Annotated in this window: 18 protein-coding genes; 12 read left to right on the forward strand and 6 right to left on the reverse strand. The window is 66.2% G+C overall.

Annotation, left to right across the window (positions count from 1 at the left end; genetic code table 11):
• From VFH65_RS00045 to VFH65_RS00075, 7 genes are all read left to right on the forward strand, one after another.
• Positions 1–1,442 (forward strand): ATP-binding protein (locus VFH65_RS00045; protein ID WP_353319089.1); only part of this gene is annotated, 1,442 nt, incomplete at its 5' end.
• The gene (locus VFH65_RS00050) at positions 1,439–1,852 is read left to right on the forward strand and encodes a roadblock/LC7 domain-containing protein (RefSeq protein ID WP_353319090.1); all 414 of its coding nucleotides are present in this window, start codon (positions 1,439–1,441) and stop codon (positions 1,850–1,852) included. The genes VFH65_RS00045 and VFH65_RS00050, both read left to right, overlap by 4 nt.
• Positions 1,853–1,859: 7 nt before the next feature.
• A complete protein-coding gene (locus tag VFH65_RS00055; protein ID WP_353319091.1) occupies positions 1,860–2,231 on the forward strand; it encodes a DUF742 domain-containing protein in 372 nt (123 codons plus the stop codon).
• A complete protein-coding gene (locus VFH65_RS00060) occupies positions 2,212–2,793 on the forward strand; it encodes a GTP-binding protein (RefSeq protein ID WP_353319092.1) in 582 nt (193 codons plus the stop codon). The genes VFH65_RS00055 and VFH65_RS00060 overlap by 20 nt, the downstream gene beginning before the upstream one ends.
• The gene (locus VFH65_RS00065; RefSeq protein WP_414688327.1) at positions 2,786–3,361 is read left to right on the forward strand and encodes a pentapeptide repeat-containing protein; all 576 of its coding nucleotides are present in this window, start codon (positions 2,786–2,788) and stop codon (positions 3,359–3,361) included. The genes VFH65_RS00060 and VFH65_RS00065 overlap by 8 nt, the downstream gene beginning before the upstream one ends.
• A gap of 45 nt (positions 3,362–3,406) precedes the next feature.
• Complete coding sequence (locus tag VFH65_RS00070; RefSeq protein WP_353319093.1) at positions 3,407–4,681, forward strand: amidohydrolase family protein; 1,275 nt, start codon at positions 3,407–3,409, stop codon at positions 4,679–4,681.
• A gap of 45 nt (positions 4,682–4,726) precedes the next feature.
• Positions 4,727–5,641, forward strand: a complete 915-nt coding sequence (locus tag VFH65_RS00075) for a zinc-binding dehydrogenase (RefSeq protein ID WP_353319094.1) — start codon at positions 4,727–4,729, stop codon at positions 5,639–5,641.
• Here VFH65_RS00075 and VFH65_RS00080 read toward each other — a convergent pair.
• Both VFH65_RS00080 and VFH65_RS00085 read right to left on the reverse strand, forming a co-directional pair.
• Entirely contained in the window at positions 5,638–5,949 is a 312-nt protein-coding gene (locus tag VFH65_RS00080; RefSeq protein ID WP_353319095.1) for an antibiotic biosynthesis monooxygenase family protein, read from the reverse strand. The genes VFH65_RS00075 and VFH65_RS00080 overlap by 4 nt on opposite strands.
• Positions 5,950–5,959: 10 nt before the next feature.
• On the reverse strand, positions 5,960–6,538 hold the full coding sequence (locus VFH65_RS00085) for a TetR/AcrR family transcriptional regulator (RefSeq protein ID WP_353319096.1): 579 nt from the start codon (positions 6,536–6,538) through the stop codon (positions 5,960–5,962).
• A gap of 81 nt (positions 6,539–6,619) precedes the next feature.
• Between VFH65_RS00085 and VFH65_RS00090 the strand changes: the two genes are divergently transcribed.
• Positions 6,620–7,018 carry a nitroreductase family deazaflavin-dependent oxidoreductase gene (locus VFH65_RS00090; protein ID WP_353319097.1) on the forward strand — a complete coding sequence of 133 codons (399 nt, stop codon included), beginning with the start codon at positions 6,620–6,622 and terminating at the stop codon, positions 7,016–7,018.
• A gap of 3 nt (positions 7,019–7,021) precedes the next feature.
• On the opposite strand, the gene VFH65_RS00095 is transcribed toward VFH65_RS00090, so the two are convergent.
• Complete coding sequence (locus tag VFH65_RS00095) at positions 7,022–9,658, reverse strand: FHA domain-containing protein (RefSeq protein ID WP_414688328.1); 2,637 nt, start codon at positions 9,656–9,658, stop codon at positions 7,022–7,024.
• Between the two features lie 50 nt (positions 9,659–9,708).
• Positions 9,709–10,110 carry a nuclear transport factor 2 family protein gene (locus VFH65_RS00100; protein WP_353319099.1) on the reverse strand — a complete coding sequence of 134 codons (402 nt, stop codon included), beginning with the start codon at positions 10,108–10,110 and terminating at the stop codon, positions 9,709–9,711.
• Positions 10,111–10,166: 56 nt separating this feature from the next.
• Here VFH65_RS00100 and VFH65_RS00105 point away from each other — a divergent pair, with 56 nt between their 5' ends.
• Together VFH65_RS00105 and VFH65_RS00110 are read left to right on the forward strand one after the other, a co-directional pair.
• A complete protein-coding gene (locus VFH65_RS00105) occupies positions 10,167–10,730 on the forward strand; it encodes a TetR/AcrR family transcriptional regulator (protein ID WP_353319100.1) in 564 nt (187 codons plus the stop codon).
• Positions 10,731–10,880: 150 nt separating this feature from the next.
• A complete protein-coding gene (locus VFH65_RS00110; RefSeq protein WP_353319101.1) occupies positions 10,881–11,279 on the forward strand; it encodes a hypothetical protein in 399 nt (132 codons plus the stop codon).
• Here the strand turns inward: VFH65_RS00110 and VFH65_RS00115 are convergent.
• Positions 11,276–12,487, reverse strand: coding sequence for an NADH:flavin oxidoreductase (locus tag VFH65_RS00115; RefSeq protein ID WP_353319102.1), 1,212 nt, complete (start codon positions 12,485–12,487; stop codon positions 11,276–11,278). The two genes, VFH65_RS00110 and VFH65_RS00115, sit on opposite strands and share 4 nt — an antisense overlap.
• A gap of 28 nt (positions 12,488–12,515) precedes the next feature.
• Here VFH65_RS00115 and VFH65_RS00120 point away from each other — a divergent pair, with 28 nt between their 5' ends.
• Positions 12,516–13,367: a bifunctional methylenetetrahydrofolate dehydrogenase/methenyltetrahydrofolate cyclohydrolase gene (locus tag VFH65_RS00120; RefSeq protein WP_353319105.1), complete on the forward strand. Its 852-nt coding sequence runs from the start codon at positions 12,516–12,518 to the stop codon at positions 13,365–13,367.
• Positions 13,364–13,657, forward strand: a complete 294-nt coding sequence (locus tag VFH65_RS00125; RefSeq protein WP_353319103.1) for a DUF3017 domain-containing protein — start codon at positions 13,364–13,366, stop codon at positions 13,655–13,657. The genes VFH65_RS00120 and VFH65_RS00125 overlap by 4 nt, the downstream gene beginning before the upstream one ends.
• Positions 13,658–13,819: 162 nt before the next feature.
• Here VFH65_RS00125 and erm read toward each other — a convergent pair whose 3' ends face one another.
• Entirely contained in the window at positions 13,820–14,539 is a 720-nt protein-coding gene (gene erm / locus VFH65_RS00130) for a 23S ribosomal RNA methyltransferase Erm (RefSeq protein WP_353319106.1), read from the reverse strand.
• Positions 14,540–14,543 lie beyond the last annotated feature (4 nt).

Below are 14,543 nucleotides of genomic sequence, written 5' to 3' on the forward strand. Positions count from 1 at the left end.
TGCCTGTCGCGGCGATCATCAACGCAGCGGCTTCCGAGGTGGAGGACTACACCCGGGTGGTGACGGCGACCGTCCCCGACAGCGAGATCCTCGGTGCCGTCGCTGGCGACCTGGTGCATCTGCTTGCCGAACTGCTCGATAATGCGCTGCGCTACTCGCCCCCGATCTCACAGGTTCGGGTGTCGGCCGTGCACACAGGAAACGGTGGGCTCGTCATCGAGGTCAGCGACATCGGCCTTGGCATGACCGAGTCGGACCTGCGCGTGGCCAACACCCGCCTGCAGTCCGGCGGTGAGGTCAACCCCTATACCGCGCGGCACATGGGCCTTTTCGTGGTCGGCCGCCTCGCGGCGCAGCACGGGCTGGTGGTCCGGTTGCGCAGCACGATTGCGGGAGAACCGAATTCGGGCACGACCGCCGGGGTGTACGTGCCATCGGAGTTGCTGGTCCGCGCTGGGGCGGTCGACGAATACAGCGGCCAGGATTACGGGATGCCCGCCGACGCGCACGCCGGGATCGTAACGGCGCTTGCGCTCGACGAAGATCATGCCGATCACGGCGGCGACCAGATGACAGGGCAGGAGTATCTCAACGGCCACTCCGACGTGCCGGTCACGCTGTTGCCGCAACGCAATCCCGGCGCCAGCGGTATCTCGGATGTCCCGGCGTCACTCGCCGCGCCTGCCGCCGAGCAAGCCCAAGATTGGGCAGCCGAACAGGAGTGGCCCGCCGACTCGATGCCTGCACAGACGGTCGAACCGGCCACGTGGGAGGAGCCGGCGACTCACCAGCCCGATGTCGCCGGCCGAGCGGCTCCGCCGCCGTCCGACACGTCCGCGTTTTTCGCCTCCCGCGCTCACGCGGCCAGCAACGGTGCACCCGACCCTGCGCCTGCCGCCGAACCCGAGCAGCAGACGCAGGAACAGCCGGAGCAGGCGCCGCGGCCGCAGGTGCAACCCGAGCCGACCCCGCAGGCGGTGCACGAAGCGTCGGAGACGGCAGGAGCGGACGACGCCATCTATCAGAAGATGCTGTCCGAGTGGCTCGTCGACCCGCACGAACTGGCCGACAGCACGGACCTGAACTGGGAATCGGTTTGGGATCATGGCTGGTCCGCCGCGGCGGCCGCCGAGGATGCGCCTGTGCAGCAGCACACCGAGGCGGGCCTTCCGGTGCGTGAGCCCGGTGCCCGCCTGGTTCCCGGTGCAGCGAACGTCGCCGCCGAAGGAGACTCGAACGGCGGGCATCACCGCAACGGCGGTGCGCACAGGAACGACGATGGCGATGACGAGGTAGCATCGGCGGCTGAGTTCGACACCGGCGCGCAAGCGATGTCGCTGCGGGACCCGGAAGCTGTCCGCGCGAGCATCAGCAACCATTTCGGCGGTGTGCACGCCGGCCGGTCACATGCGAGAGACACCAGAGGAACAGATAACGAATGACGGCAAGTTCGACGCAGCGCGATTCGCTCGACTGGCTGGTCTCCAAGTTCGCCCGCGAAGTATCCGGTGTGTCCCACGCGGTGCTGGTGTCGGCCGACGGACTGTTGATGGCCGCCAGTGAGCACATGCCTGGCGAGCGGGCCGACCAGCTCGCGGCGGTGGCCTCAGGGCTGGCCAGCTTGTCGACGGGAGCAGCGCAGCTGTTCGACGGCGGGCACGTGATGCAGTCGGTCGTCGAGATGGAGAACGGGTACCTGCTGCTGATGCGCGTCGGCGACGGCTCCAATCTGGCCACGCTGGCGACACGCAACTGCGACATCGGCCAAATCGGTTACGAGATGGCCATTTTGGTGGAACGAGTGGGCGCGGTCGTCCAGTCGTCACGACGCCGAGCTCCGCAACACTCGTGAGTGGCCGATGGATGATTGGCGAGTGGACGACGCGGACGAACCGAGCCTGGTCCGGCCGTACACGCTGACTGCTGGCCGCACCGATTCCCGTGTCAACTTGCCGCTGGAGGCTCCGGTCGAGACGTTGGCTTCGACCAAGCCGCCGCGCTGGCCGGGTAACGATGTGCGGGGTCAGATCCTGACGTTATGTGCGGAAAGTCCGTCGGTCGCCGAAATCGCCGCCCATTTATCCGTCCCGCTCGGCGTGGCGCGGGTGCTCATCGGGGACCTTGTGACGCAGGGTTATCTGCGGGTGCACACGACCCTCGGTGATTCGACGACGGACGACGAACGACGCGAACTGATAGGAAGGACCCTGCGTGGCCTACGAGCACTCTGAGAGGCGCGACGCCGCCTCGACGAAGATCGTCATCTCTGGCGGATTCGGCGCCGGCAAGACGACGTTCGTGGGCGCAGTCTCCGAAATCATGCCGCTGCGCACCGAGGCGTTGGTGACCACCGCCTCTGCCGGAGTCGACGCGCTGGCGGCCACCCCGATGAAGAACACCACCACGGTGGCGATGGACTTCGGTCGCATCACGCTTGCCGAGGATCTGGTGCTGTACCTGTTCGGCACGCCAGGTCAGCGCCGGTTCTGGTTCATGTGGGACGACCTGGTGCGAGGCGCGATCGGCGCGATCATCCTTGTCGACGTCCGCCGGCTGCAGGACAGCTTCGCCGCGGTCGACTTCTTCGAGGCGCGAAACCTGCCGTTCTTGATCGCGGTCAACGAATTCGACGGGGCGCCAAAGCATCCCGTACAAGCTGTTCGCCAGGCGCTGGCGCTGCCCGATCGCATCCCGGTGATCACCGTCGACGCGCGTGACCGACATTCTTCGAAGGCGGCGTTGATCGCCGTCACCGAGTACGCGCTCAACAGCCTGACTCCGCTGCGTGGCTGAGTCGGTGGGAACCGACGAAACAGTTTGGACCGAACGGGAATTCGTCGGCTATGACTTCCGCGACGACGACCTGAGCAGGCTGCGGACCGAGCGGGCGGTGTTCGACGAATGCGACTTCCGCGGCGTCGATCTCAGCGAATCAGAGCACGTCGGCTCCGCCTTCCGCAATTGCACCTTCGAACGGGCAACCCTGCACCACAGCACATTTCGACAGTGCAGCCTGCTCGGGTCGGTATTCACCAACTGCCGGTTGCGGCCCCTTTCGCTGGTGGAAGTCGACTTGACGCTGGCTGTGCTTGGCGGGTGTGATCTGCGTAGTGTCGACCTGTCGGATTGCCGGCTGCGCGAGGCCAGCCTGGTCGGTACTGATCTGCGCAAGGCCGTGCTGCGCGGCGCCGATCTGCGGGGTGTGCGGGCGCAGAATCTCAAGCTCGACGAAGCCGATCTGCGTGGCGCCCGCACCGATCCCACGCTGTGGACCACGGCCGCTCTTAGCGGCGCAAAGGTCGACATCGACCAGGCCCTGGCCTATTCCGCGGCGCACGGGCTCGACGTCCACGGAGAATGATCAAATCCGGCGTGCGTCGGTCCCGTCCGGTGAAAGATCGCACCCATGGCTACTACCTGGGACGCGATCGACCGCTACGTCGTGATCTCGACGGACACCCACGCCGGGGCCGACCTGCATGATTACAAGCCGTATCTGCCAACTGGACTGCACGACGATTTCGACGCTTGGGCAAGGACCTATGAGAGCCCGTTCGATGACTTGATCGTCGCCACCGCGAAGCGCAACTGGGACCACGAATTGCGGATGTCCGAAATGGACGCTGATGGGGTTGCTGCCGAGGTGCTGCTTCCCAACACCGTTCCACCCTTCTTCCCGACCACCCCCAACATCACCATCTCGCTGCCGCGCACCCGCGAGGAGTTCGAAAAGCGTTGGGCGGGTGTACAGGCCCACAACCGCTGGCAGGTCGACTTCTGCTCACTGGCCCCGGCGCGGCGCCGTGGCCTGATCCAGGTCTTCCCCAACGACATCGACCTGGCCATCGAAGAGATCCGCTGGGGCGCGCAGCAGGAGTGCTTCGGGGGAGTGCTGCTGCCACCGGTCTCGCCCGGCGATCCGAACGTCGCCCCGCTGTTCCACACCCGCTACGAACCGATCTGGGCGCTCTGCACCGAACTCGATCTGACGGTCGTTCAGCACGCCGGGGCCGGGAGTCCGGTGATGCCAATGGACCAGCCCGCCTCTAACGCAGTGCTGGTCACCGAGATGGCGATGTGGGCTCAGCGCACTGTCTCGCACCTCATCCTTGCCGGCGTGTTCGAACGGCACCCGACTCTGCGGTTCGTGCCGACGGAGCAGGGCACGCTGTGGCTGCAGCAGCAGATGATGCTGCTCGACGTGATGGTGCCCAGCATGAAGTCCGAAGCGGGCAACCGCACTTACGGCATGTTCGGCGGTTCATCGATCGACCAGCTGACGCTGGCTCCGAGCGAATACGCGAAGCGCAACTGCTACATGGCTTCTGAGCTCACGCCGTACGAATCGTCGATGATCGACTACATGGGCGCCGACCACATGATGTGGGGAAGCGACTATCCCCACGAGGAAGGTTTCGCGCCCCACTCGAAGCTGGCCATCCGCTGGGCGCTGCACGACCAGACCGAGGACGCCTGCCGCAAGATCCTGGCCGGCAATGCGGGGCGGCTGTACCGGTTCGACCTGGAGGCCCTCGCGGCGGTCGCCGCCCAGATCGGGCCGACGGTCGCCGAGGTGCATACGCCGTTGGGGGACACCGGCTATGTCTCCCCGCCAGCGTTCGGGTATCGACCGTTCGAGGGTGGGCTTGCGCTCAAGCGGCTTGCCCCTGCCCGCGGCTAGTACCCCCTGCGGAATAAGCGTCGCGCGGTCGGGTTGAGTGTTGGCATGCGCGCAGTCATCTACGACCCCCAAGCCCCTGCAAACCTGAGATTGGCCGACGTCGAAGAGCCGGTCGCCGCGGACAGCGAAGCCCTCATCGAGGTCCGGGCAACCGCGTTGAACTTCGGTGAGATCAACTTCATCGATCGGATGCGTAAGCCCGGCGAGGTGCCGGGTTGGGACTCCGCCGGTGTGGTCGTGGCGGCTGCGAGCGACGGATCCGGCCCGCCGGTCGGTAGCCGCGTCGTAGGTTTCAACGCCTCCGGTGGCTGGGCGCAACGCCGTGCCGTGCCAACGGAAAACCTTGCGGTACTGCCGGATTCGGTCGATTTCGGCCAAGCCGCCGCACTGCCGACAGCAGGGGTGACCGCACTGCAGGCCTTGCGCAGGCTCGGCCCGGTGGTCGGTCGCCGGGTGCTGGTCACCGGTGCATCCGGCGGGGTCGGGCGCTTCGCGGTGCAGTTGGCGGCACGCGCGGGTGCGCACGTGATCGCGACGGTCGGTTCCGCGGCCCGCGGGGAAGGGCTTACGGAGCTGGGCGCGGCCGAAGTGGTGGTCGGCCTGGCTGACGTCACCGAACCCGTCTTCGGCGTGCTCGACAATGTCGGCGGACAGCTGCTGGCCGAAGCGTTCAGCCTCGTCGCCGACGGCGGCTCTGCGCAGTCCATCGGGATGGCGTCGAACCAGCCCACCACCATCGACTTCGAGGCCGAGCGGCAGTTCGCCGTGCATAAACGGCTGGAGCCGTTCACAGTTGGCGCGCCCTTCGGTCCGGACCTCAGTTACCTGGTGGAGCTGCTGGCGGCAGGCGCGATCGATCCGCAGGTCGGCCTGCGGACGTCGTGGGAGGACGTGTCCGAGGCGGCCGAGGCCCTGCTCGGTCGCAAGGTCGCCGGCAAGGTGGTATTGGATCTGGCTTAGATCAGCCCGTTGACCAAAACCGTTCGGTGCACGACCGTGGTGTCGCTGTGCTGCAGCACGGCCAGCGCCTCGGGTTCTACTACCGCGGTCGTCAAGTCGTCACCGGCGAAGGCGCGAATTGCGTCAAGCGACTCCCACCACGTATGCGCCGTGAGTTCGACGAGCCCGCCGTCGTCGCGCGATAGCAACACCGCGCCCGAAAACCCCGGCAGCGCTTGCAGTTCCGGGAGAAGGGTCTGTTCGAAATAGTTGCGATAAGAGTCCGCGCCGGTCGGTGTCGCGCGTGCGGACCATGTTCTAACGATCACGACTTCAGTTTTACCGGTTGAGGTGGGTGCTGATCACCGGTGTGACCCGGTTGATGAGTTCCTCCACCGGCGTCGACGCGATCGGTTCCACTTGCAGAATGTGCCGCAGGTAGGCGATGCCGAGCAGATGCGACATCGCGAGATCGATCCGAAGCTCGGCATCCGGCTTCGCCAATGCGGCGGCCATCCGCGAGTAGACCTGTCCCTGGATGAACTGTCGGACAAGATTCGCCGACTCGTCGTGCGTCGCCGCCCCGCGCAGGATCGCCAGCAGGGGAGCGCGTGACTCCGGACACTCCCATGCGCCGAAGAACACCCGGGTGAGCCGTTCACCGATCTCACGACGGTTGCCACCAAGGATTCGGTCGGCAAGCTCGTCGGGCTCGAACGGCCAACCCATCGTGGCGCGGAACAGTTCGGCCTTGCTGCCGAAGTAGTGCCGAATCATCGCGGGGTCGACGTCGGCCGCCGAGGCGAGATCGCGCACCGAAGTCTTGTCGTAGCCCGCGTCGGCGAACATTCGCCGCGCCGTCGCCAGGATCACGTTGCGGGTATCCGTCTTGCCCCGCGGTCGCCCGATGCGCGCCATGCGCAGAAATTCTACAGTCGTTGACTTTCTTGGCCGGACCGCAATACGCTGAAAATAATTCCACAGATGAGGAGTTTTAGGATGCCAGCACCACGATGGATGGCCCGCGCCAACAAGGTCGGGCTCAACCGCGTCACCAAGTTCGTCGCTCCCTGGGCGCCGGGATGGGCGGTCGTCATTCACCGCGGACGCAAGTCGGGGCGGACGTTCCGGACCCCGCTATGGGCCTTCCGGCGCCGTGGCGGATATGTCATCGCATTGACGTACGGCTCGAGCGCCGACTGGGTACGCAATGTTCTTGCCGCAGGCGGATGTGAATTGGAAACCCGGCGCAGGCACTACCAGCTTGGCGATCCTCGGCTGTACCGCGATGAAAACGCTTCCGACATGCCGGCTTTCATTCGGTTCATGCTGCACAGGGTCATCAAGGCGCCCGAATTCCTGAGCCTGGACGTGGTGGCCGAGAGCCCAGCGCGCTGAAGGTCAGCCGCCCTTGAGGCGGATCTTCCAGCGCACGAAGCTCAGATAACCAACGCAGATCGCCCCGAGCATGGCCATGTTGAACCACCACGTGCCGGCCGTGTGCTTCCAATGCGAGTCTTGTGGAGTCAGCGGACCAGGGACCAGCCTGATGAGATCGATCGTCGACGCGGTGCTGGCGAACCCCCACCGCGCAGGCGTGAACCACGACAACTGGTCGAGCCCGACGCGGCCGGTCACCGGGATCATGCCGCCCTGGAACACCAGCTGCGACATGATGGCGATCACCAGCAGGGGCATGATCTGCTCGTTCGACTTGGCCAGCGCCGAGAGTGCCAAACCGGTCATTGCCGCCGCCACACAGCAGGCCGCGACGTCGACGTACAACTCCAGGGTCCGAGGGGGTATCACCGCGCCGCTGGTCACGGCGCCCGGGCCCCATTTCTTGCCCCACACGTTGATGCCGACGACGATCGCCGACTGCAGCAGCGCGAAGCCGGCGAAGACAAAGACCTTGGCCAAGAGATACGCGGTTGTGGACAATCCGACCGCCTGCTCGCGCAGGAAGATCGCCCGCTCACCGATGAGGGCGCGGATCGTCAACGCAGTACCCATGAAGATGGCGCCGACATTGAGCAGCACCAGGATCTGCCCCGGCTCGTTGGGCGCCGCGCCACCCTGGATCGCCGGAACGGGTACGCCGAAGCCGACGTCGCCGGGCACCGAAAGCGACAGCACACCCATGATGAACGGCAGGAACGCCAGGAAGATGAAGTAACCGCGATCGGACACGATCAGCCGCATCTGGCGACGAGAGATTGTCGAGAACTGCCGCCGCAGGCTGGTTTTCGTGGGCGCGCCGAGGTCTGTCGCCTTCTGCGCGGGCGGCTGCGGTGGCGGCGGGCCGTGCTGGGCGATGAAGCGCTTGTTCGCCCCATCCGGGTCGCCCGCGACCGTGCTGAAGATGTCGGCCCAGTTGGTGGTGCCCATCGACGAACCGATCTGATTCGGCGGCCCGTAGAACGCGGTCTTACCGCCGGGCGCCAGCAGCAGCACCGAATCGCACACGTCGAGATACGTCAGCGAGTGCGTGACCACCAACACCACGCGGCCGGCGTCGGCCAGCTGGCGCAGCATCGTCATCACCTGCCGGTCCAGCGCGGGATCCAGGCCGGACGTCGGTTCGTCGAGGATCAGCAGTGATGGACCGGTCAACAGCTCCAGCGCCACCGATGCGCGCTTGCGCTGGCCGCCCGAGAGCTTGTCGACGCGTGTGTCGAGGTGGTTCGTCATCTCGAGTTCCTCGAGAACCTCGTAGACGACCTTTTCGCGATCTGCCTTGTTCGTATCGGGTGGCAGCCGCAGTTCGGCCGCGTACATCAACGCCTGCCGGACGGTCAGCTGGCCGTGCACGACGTCGTCCTGCGGCACCATGCCGATCCGGGACCGCAGCGAGGCGTACTCGGCGTGGACGTCGTGTCCCTCGAACGACACCGTGCCGGTGGTCGGGTGGGTATAGCCGGCGACCAGCCGTGCGAACGTCGACTTCCCCGCGCCGGACGGCCCGATGACGGCGGTCAGCGTGCCGGGGCGGGCCGCGATCGAGATGTTGTCCAGCAGCGTCTTGTTGTTCTCGATCGTCCAGGTGACGCCGTGCACTTCCAGGCCGCCGGTGCGGGTCGCCGCCTCGGTCTCGGTGCGGCGGGCCAGCGTGCCGCCGCTGAACACCAGGTCGACGTTGCCGATCGTGACGGTGTCGCCGTCCTTCAGCATCGCCGATTCGACGCGCGCACCGTTGACGAATGTGCCGTTGATGCTGCGCTCGTCGCGGATCTCGGTGCCGCTCGGACCGGGGATCAACGTCGCGTGGTGGCGCGAGGCCAGCACGTCGGGAATGACGATGTCGTTGTCGGTCGCTCGGCCGATCTTGGTCGACCCCGCCGGGGCCTTGGCAGGACCGCCGGGCCGCAGGATCTTCAGCATGCTCGTCGCGAGGTTTCCCTCCGTCGAGCGCGGGGCCGCGGTGGGACCCATCGCCGTCACCGATTCCAGTGCCGGTTGGGACATCGCCCCCCGCGCCGGCGCAGATGTGCTTGGGGGATAAGTGCTTCGGCTCGACGGGGGGCTCGACGGGGGTCCCGACGGGTACCGCTGCTGCGGCGCTGACGGATACGCCGGCTGCTGCGCCGACGGTCGCTGGGTGCTCGGCGGGTGAACCGGCGGTCGCGCCGTCGGCGGCATCGGGGCCTGCGTCGGCCCGGAGCCGCTGGGGCGGGAGGCCAGGGGCACCGCGGTGGTCTTCGGCGTCATGCCGACGGAACCGTGGTGCCTGCCGACCTCGAAGGTCAGCCCCGGACCGTCGGGATTGCCGATGTTGATCTGCTGGCCGTCCTGGATGTCGAGGGAGGGCACCCGGCGGCCGTTGGCGTACATCCCGTTCAGGCTGCCGTTGTCGATCGCGACCCAGCGGCCCTGGTCGAACCGCAGCACCAGGTGCGCTCGCGAGATCAACGGATGAGCGATGCGCACATCGGCGCGAAGGTCGCGGCCGATGACTACATCACTACCGGCCGCGAAGGTGCGCGTTGATCCTTCGTATCGAACGGTCAGCGCGGGCGGGGCTGGTCGGCTCATCGGCACCAACTCTATCGGTAGCACCGCCGCGTACGGCGGTACATCCGACGGCCGGGTCATGCCGTCGTCGGAATTCTCCATCGGGCAGTGTCGGTGATCTGCTGCAACGCGGCGACCCGGTCTCCGCGCGTGGTGATGATATGGGCGAACGTCGCGTCGACGGATGAACCGCCGTCGCGGGCAGGTCCCCAGTACTTGCCGAGCACCACCACGCGCTCGTCGTCGACGGGCAGGTACTCGGTCGGTTCGACGTGCATGTCGTAGAGCGAGGCGATGCGCCCCCACACTTCGGTGATCATGTCGACGCGGCCTTGATGGTCGCCGCCGACGCCGTGCGGCATCCCGGTGCTGACGGTTCCGACGAAATCGTTTGTCAGCAAGTCGAATAGGGCTTGACCCTCACCGCTGGCGAATGCCGCATAGAGGCGCTGGGCGACAGCGGTGGGAGTGGATTGCATGGCCATAAGGTCCTCCAAACAGTATTAGAGACTGCTCTCTACTATAAGGTAGGGCAATGCCGCGACCAGCGCGATACTCCGTCCACGAGCTTTTGGATGCCGCCGCGGCGCTGTTGGCCGCCGATGGTCCAGCGGCAGTGACGATGTCGGCTGTTGCACGTGCGACCGGAGCGCCCAGCGGCTCGATGTATCACCGGTTTCCGACGCGCGCGGTGTTATGCGGTGAGCTGTGGATGCGCACAGAGGAACGCTTCCAAGCCGGCTTTGCCTCTGCACTGTCGTCGTCGGACGATCCGCAGGCGCGCTGCGTCGCGGGCGCCAGGTACACCGTGCAGTGGTGTCGCGATCATCCAGTGGAGGCCCAGGTGCTGCTCGCCGGCCCCGATTCGCTCTGCCTGGCCGACTGGCCCGAGGACCTGGCCACCCGGCGGAGGCGTTTGCACCGCAAACTGCGTCGGCTGCTGGCCGAACTGCCCGCTGACACCGATCGGGTGAACGCGGCGTTGATCGACATCCCGTATGCGGTGGTTCGTCGACAGTTACTGACGCGGCGGACAATTCCGGAAAGCGCGGACGCGATAGTCGAAGATTGCGCGCGAATTCTTATAGCGTCTAGTTAACATTCTTGCCGACTATTCGGCGAGTCGTGGTGCACCCGGTGCGAGTACGTGATCTGCTAAGGGATGCGGACCATGACTGAGACGCTGCGTGGATTGGGCAAATTCGGTTGCTCGGCAAGGGCAGCCGTCATTTTGTGTGCCGTGGCAATCATGACTGCGGCTTCGGCGAGTTTGCTGGCTACCGCCAATGCGCAGCCTGAGTCGTTCGCCACCGACGATCGGGGCTTCATCAACACCGCGGCGCGGTGCGAAAAGCCGAAGTTCGCCGTGGCCGTCGGCCGCACCCAGCGATCATTGGTGGCGATCTGCGTCGACGGTCGTGGCCACTACGAGTATCACGGTGTCCGGCTGAGCGACCGGTCCGTCCTCAACGTCCCCGCCAGGGCGATGGCTGACGGAAAGTTCATCGTGCAGAACGCCGGCTTCACCTACACGTTCTCGCCGAAGGAACTCGTGATCGCACAGGGCGCCCGCGTGATCCGCAAGGAACCGATGGTCGCCTACGTGGAGCCGCGGCCCGCGGTCGAACCGTCGTCGTCGCCGAGCTAGCTCAGGGCCGCGGACCTGGCCTCACCCGGAGAGCCCGTCACCACGCAGTGCGTGTGGCTGTAGATGGTGGCCATGCATTCGTTGCAGTGGGTGCACTTCGACAAGACTGAATGCTGGTCTCCGTCCGCCTGGATCCGGTTGATCAGATCCGGCTCAGCCAGCAGCGCGCGGCCCATGGCGACGAAGTCGAAACCCTCGGCCATCGCCAAGTCCATCGTTTCGCGGTTGGTGATCCCGCCGAGCAGGATCAGCGGCATCTTCAACTCGGCGCGAAACAGCTTGGCGTCCCGCAGCAGATACGCCTCGCGGTAGGGGTATTCGCGGAAGAACTTCTTGCCGGTCATCCGGATGCCCCAGCGCAGCGGCGGTTTGAACGCACCGGCGAATTCCTTGACCGGCGCGCCGCCGCGGAACAGATACATCGGGTTGACCAGTGAGCTGCCCGCGGTGAGCTCGATGGCGTCAAGCCCGCCGTCCTCCTCGAGCCACTTGGCGGTCCTCAGCGACTCTTCGACAGAGATGCCGCCGCGCACGCCGTCGGCCATGTTGAGCTTCGCCGTCACGGCGATCTGGTCTTTCACCGCGTGCCGCACCGCCATCACCATGCCGCGGGCGACCTTGGCGCGGTTCTCCAGGGATCCGCCGAACTCGTCGGTGCGGCGGTTGATCAGCGGGCTGAGAAACGAGCTGGCGAAGTAGTTGTGGCCGAGATGGATCTCGACCGCGTCGAAGCCGGATTCGATGGCGAACCGGGCGGCGTTGGCGTGCGCCTCGATGACATCTTTTATGTCGTCTTTGGTGGCCTTCTTCGCGAAGCGCATCGAGAGGGGATTGAAGAATCGCACCGGCGCGTACGCCTTCGCCTTGTTGGAGCGGGCATTGGCCACCGGCCCGGCGTGGCCGATCTGGGCGCTGATCGCCGCGCCTTCGGCGTGAATGGCCGCGGTCAGCTTCTGCAGTCCGGGCACCGCCTCAGGACGCCACCAGATCTGCTTGCCCTCGGTGCGCCCTCCCGGCGACACCGCCAGGTACGCGACCGTCGTCATACCGACTCCGCCTGCGGCGGGCAGCCGGTGGTAGGTGATCAAGTCCTCTGTGACGAGCGCGTTCGGCGTCGACGCCTCGAACGTCGCCGCCTTGATGATGCGGTTGCGCAGGGTCACCGGGCCAAGTTTGGCCGGGGTGAACACATTGGGCTGGGTGTTCATACTCTCCGAGCCTGCCACAATGGCATCCGTGGGAGCGATCACATTGGACGGTAAGGTCACGCGCGACGAAATCTTCGTCGACCTCAAGGAACGGGTAGCGGCGTTGACGGCCGTAGGGCGAACGCCCGGCCTTGGCACGGTTCTGGTCGGCGACGACCCCGGCTCGCAGGCCTATGTGCGCGGTAAGCACTCCGACTGCGCGAAGGTCGGCATCAACTCGATCCGCCGTGATCTGCCCGCCGACATCAGCCAGGCCAAGCTCGACGAAACCATCGACGAGCTCAACGCCAACCCCGAGTGCACCGGCTACATTGTCCAGCTGCCGCTGCCCAAGCATCTCAACGAGAATGCCGCGCTGGAACGCGTCGACCCTGGCAAGGACGCCGACGGGCTGCACCCGACGAACCTCGGCAGGCTGGTGCTGAACGAGCCGGCGCCGCTGCCGTGCACCCCGCGAGGGATCGTGCATCTGCTGCGGCGCTACGAGGTGGAGATCGCGGGCGCGCAGGTCGTGGTGATCGGACGCGGAGTGACGGTCGGGCGGCCGCTGGGGCTGCTGCTGACGCGACGGTCGGAGAACGCGACAGTGACGTTGTGCCACACCGCAACTCGTCACCTGCCGCAGCTGACTCGCGAGGCCGACATCATCATCGCCGCCGCTGGCGTGCCACACATAGTGACCGCGGAGATGGTGCGTCCTGGCGCCGCCGTGGTGGATGTGGGAGTTTCTCGGGATGACGCCGGCAAGCTGGTCGGCGACGTGGCGCCCGATGTGTGGGAGGTCGCGGGTCACGTGTCGCCCAACCCCGGCGGTGTGGGTCCGCTGACGCGGGCGTTCCTGCTGACGAACGTGGTCGAGCGGGCAGAAGTCTTGCGGTGACGGTCCGCGAGTTCGCCCGCAAGGTGTTTGGCGGACAATGGCCGATCCTGGTGGTCGGCCTGATCTTCGTGGCTGCGTTCGTATTGGTGGTGGCGGGCTACTGGCGTCGCGGCGCCCTGGTGATGGCGATCGGCGTTGGCGTCGCGGCGGCGCTGCGGCTGGCCCTCAGCGACGACCGCGCCGGCCTGCTCGCCGTGCGCAGCCGCGGCATCGACTTCGTCACGACGGCTACGGTCAGCGCCGCGATGCTCTACGTCGCCTGGACGATTGATCCGTTAGGCACCAGCTAGGTCGGCGAGCCCGATCGCCCAGTTGCGGGAATCCACGGTTCACGAAGTGCCCCGCTTCACCATGGCATCGCGAGAGTAGGGAATATGACGGAATTCTCGCCAGATCCGTCATATTCCCTACTCTCGGCGCAAGTCTCATCCTCTACCGCGGAGCGTGAGCTCCTAACGGTTTGTCGATCGTTTGAACAAGTCAGCCCACTGGGCTGCCGACAGGTCGCGCGGAAGTGCTGACGCGCGAATGCCGTTGTCACGCAGCCACTGTCGAGTGACTCCTGCGGGCATCAGGCGGTCGAGGATCTGTGCGATGCCGTGCCCGCGACCGGTGGACACCTGATGCACCATGGCCTGATAGCGACGACGATCGGCGACGTCCACGAGCGGCCGTGGCCGAAACGCATCGGCGGAAACCTTTCGTACCAAATCGAACTCGAACCACGGCCACCATTGGGCGGTCATCATCGTCGCCCCGCCGATGGCGGCTCGGCGACGGGCGACCTCCCACTGCACCAGCAGGACCGCGTCCGTCCAGCCCGGGCCGTGCAGCATGCGCCGCAGCATCGCCGTCGTCAAATGGAACGGCAGGTTGCCGACGATGACGTGCCGCGCCCGTGGTAGCCGGTAGCACAGAAAGTCCGCCGCGACGACATGTGTGGTTGCCGCAGTGCGTTTCTCGAGGCGCGCCGCTTGCCGGCGGTCGATCTCGATGGCCGTCAACGGGCGACCGAGCTTCTGCATCGGCAGGGTGAGCGCACCGTCACCGGCACCGACCTCGACGATCGGTCCGGTTGTATGCGCGACGGTGTCGACGATGACGTCGATGACGCAGCGATCGTGAAGAAAGTTCTGGCCGTACTCATGCCGGCCCGAATGAGGGTGTGACACAACA

Origin of the sequence: Mycobacterium sp. (assembly GCF_035697385.1) — a bacterium.
GTDB lineage: Bacteria > Actinomycetota > Actinomycetes > Mycobacteriales > Mycobacteriaceae > Mycobacterium.

What these genes read in the sequence shown, in the direction of transcription:
- VFH65_RS00050 (WP_353319090.1), top strand. Translation starts at nt 1,439, where the DNA reads ATGACGGCAAGTTCGACGCAGCGCGATTCGCTCGACTGGCTGGTCTCC.
- VFH65_RS00055 (WP_353319091.1), top strand. Translation starts at nt 1,860, where the DNA reads ATGGATGATTGGCGAGTGGACGACGCGGACGAACCGAGCCTGGTCCGG.
- VFH65_RS00070 (WP_353319093.1), top strand. Translation starts at nt 3,407, where the DNA reads ATGGCTACTACCTGGGACGCGATCGACCGCTACGTCGTGATCTCGACG.
- VFH65_RS00075 (WP_353319094.1), top strand. Translation starts at nt 4,727, where the DNA reads ATGCGCGCAGTCATCTACGACCCCCAAGCCCCTGCAAACCTGAGATTG.
- VFH65_RS00085 (WP_353319096.1), bottom strand. Translation starts at nt 6,538, where the DNA reads ATGGCGCGCATCGGGCGACCGCGGGGCAAGACGGATACCCGCAACGTG.
- VFH65_RS00090 (WP_353319097.1), top strand. Translation starts at nt 6,620, where the DNA reads ATGCCAGCACCACGATGGATGGCCCGCGCCAACAAGGTCGGGCTCAAC.
- VFH65_RS00100 (WP_353319099.1), bottom strand. Translation starts at nt 10,110, where the DNA reads ATGCAATCCACTCCCACCGCTGTCGCCCAGCGCCTCTATGCGGCATTC.
- VFH65_RS00105 (WP_353319100.1), top strand. Translation starts at nt 10,167, where the DNA reads ATGCCGCGACCAGCGCGATACTCCGTCCACGAGCTTTTGGATGCCGCC.
- VFH65_RS00110 (WP_353319101.1), top strand. Translation starts at nt 10,881, where the DNA reads ATGACTGCGGCTTCGGCGAGTTTGCTGGCTACCGCCAATGCGCAGCCT.
- VFH65_RS00115 (WP_353319102.1), bottom strand. Translation starts at nt 12,487, where the DNA reads ATGAACACCCAGCCCAATGTGTTCACCCCGGCCAAACTTGGCCCGGTG.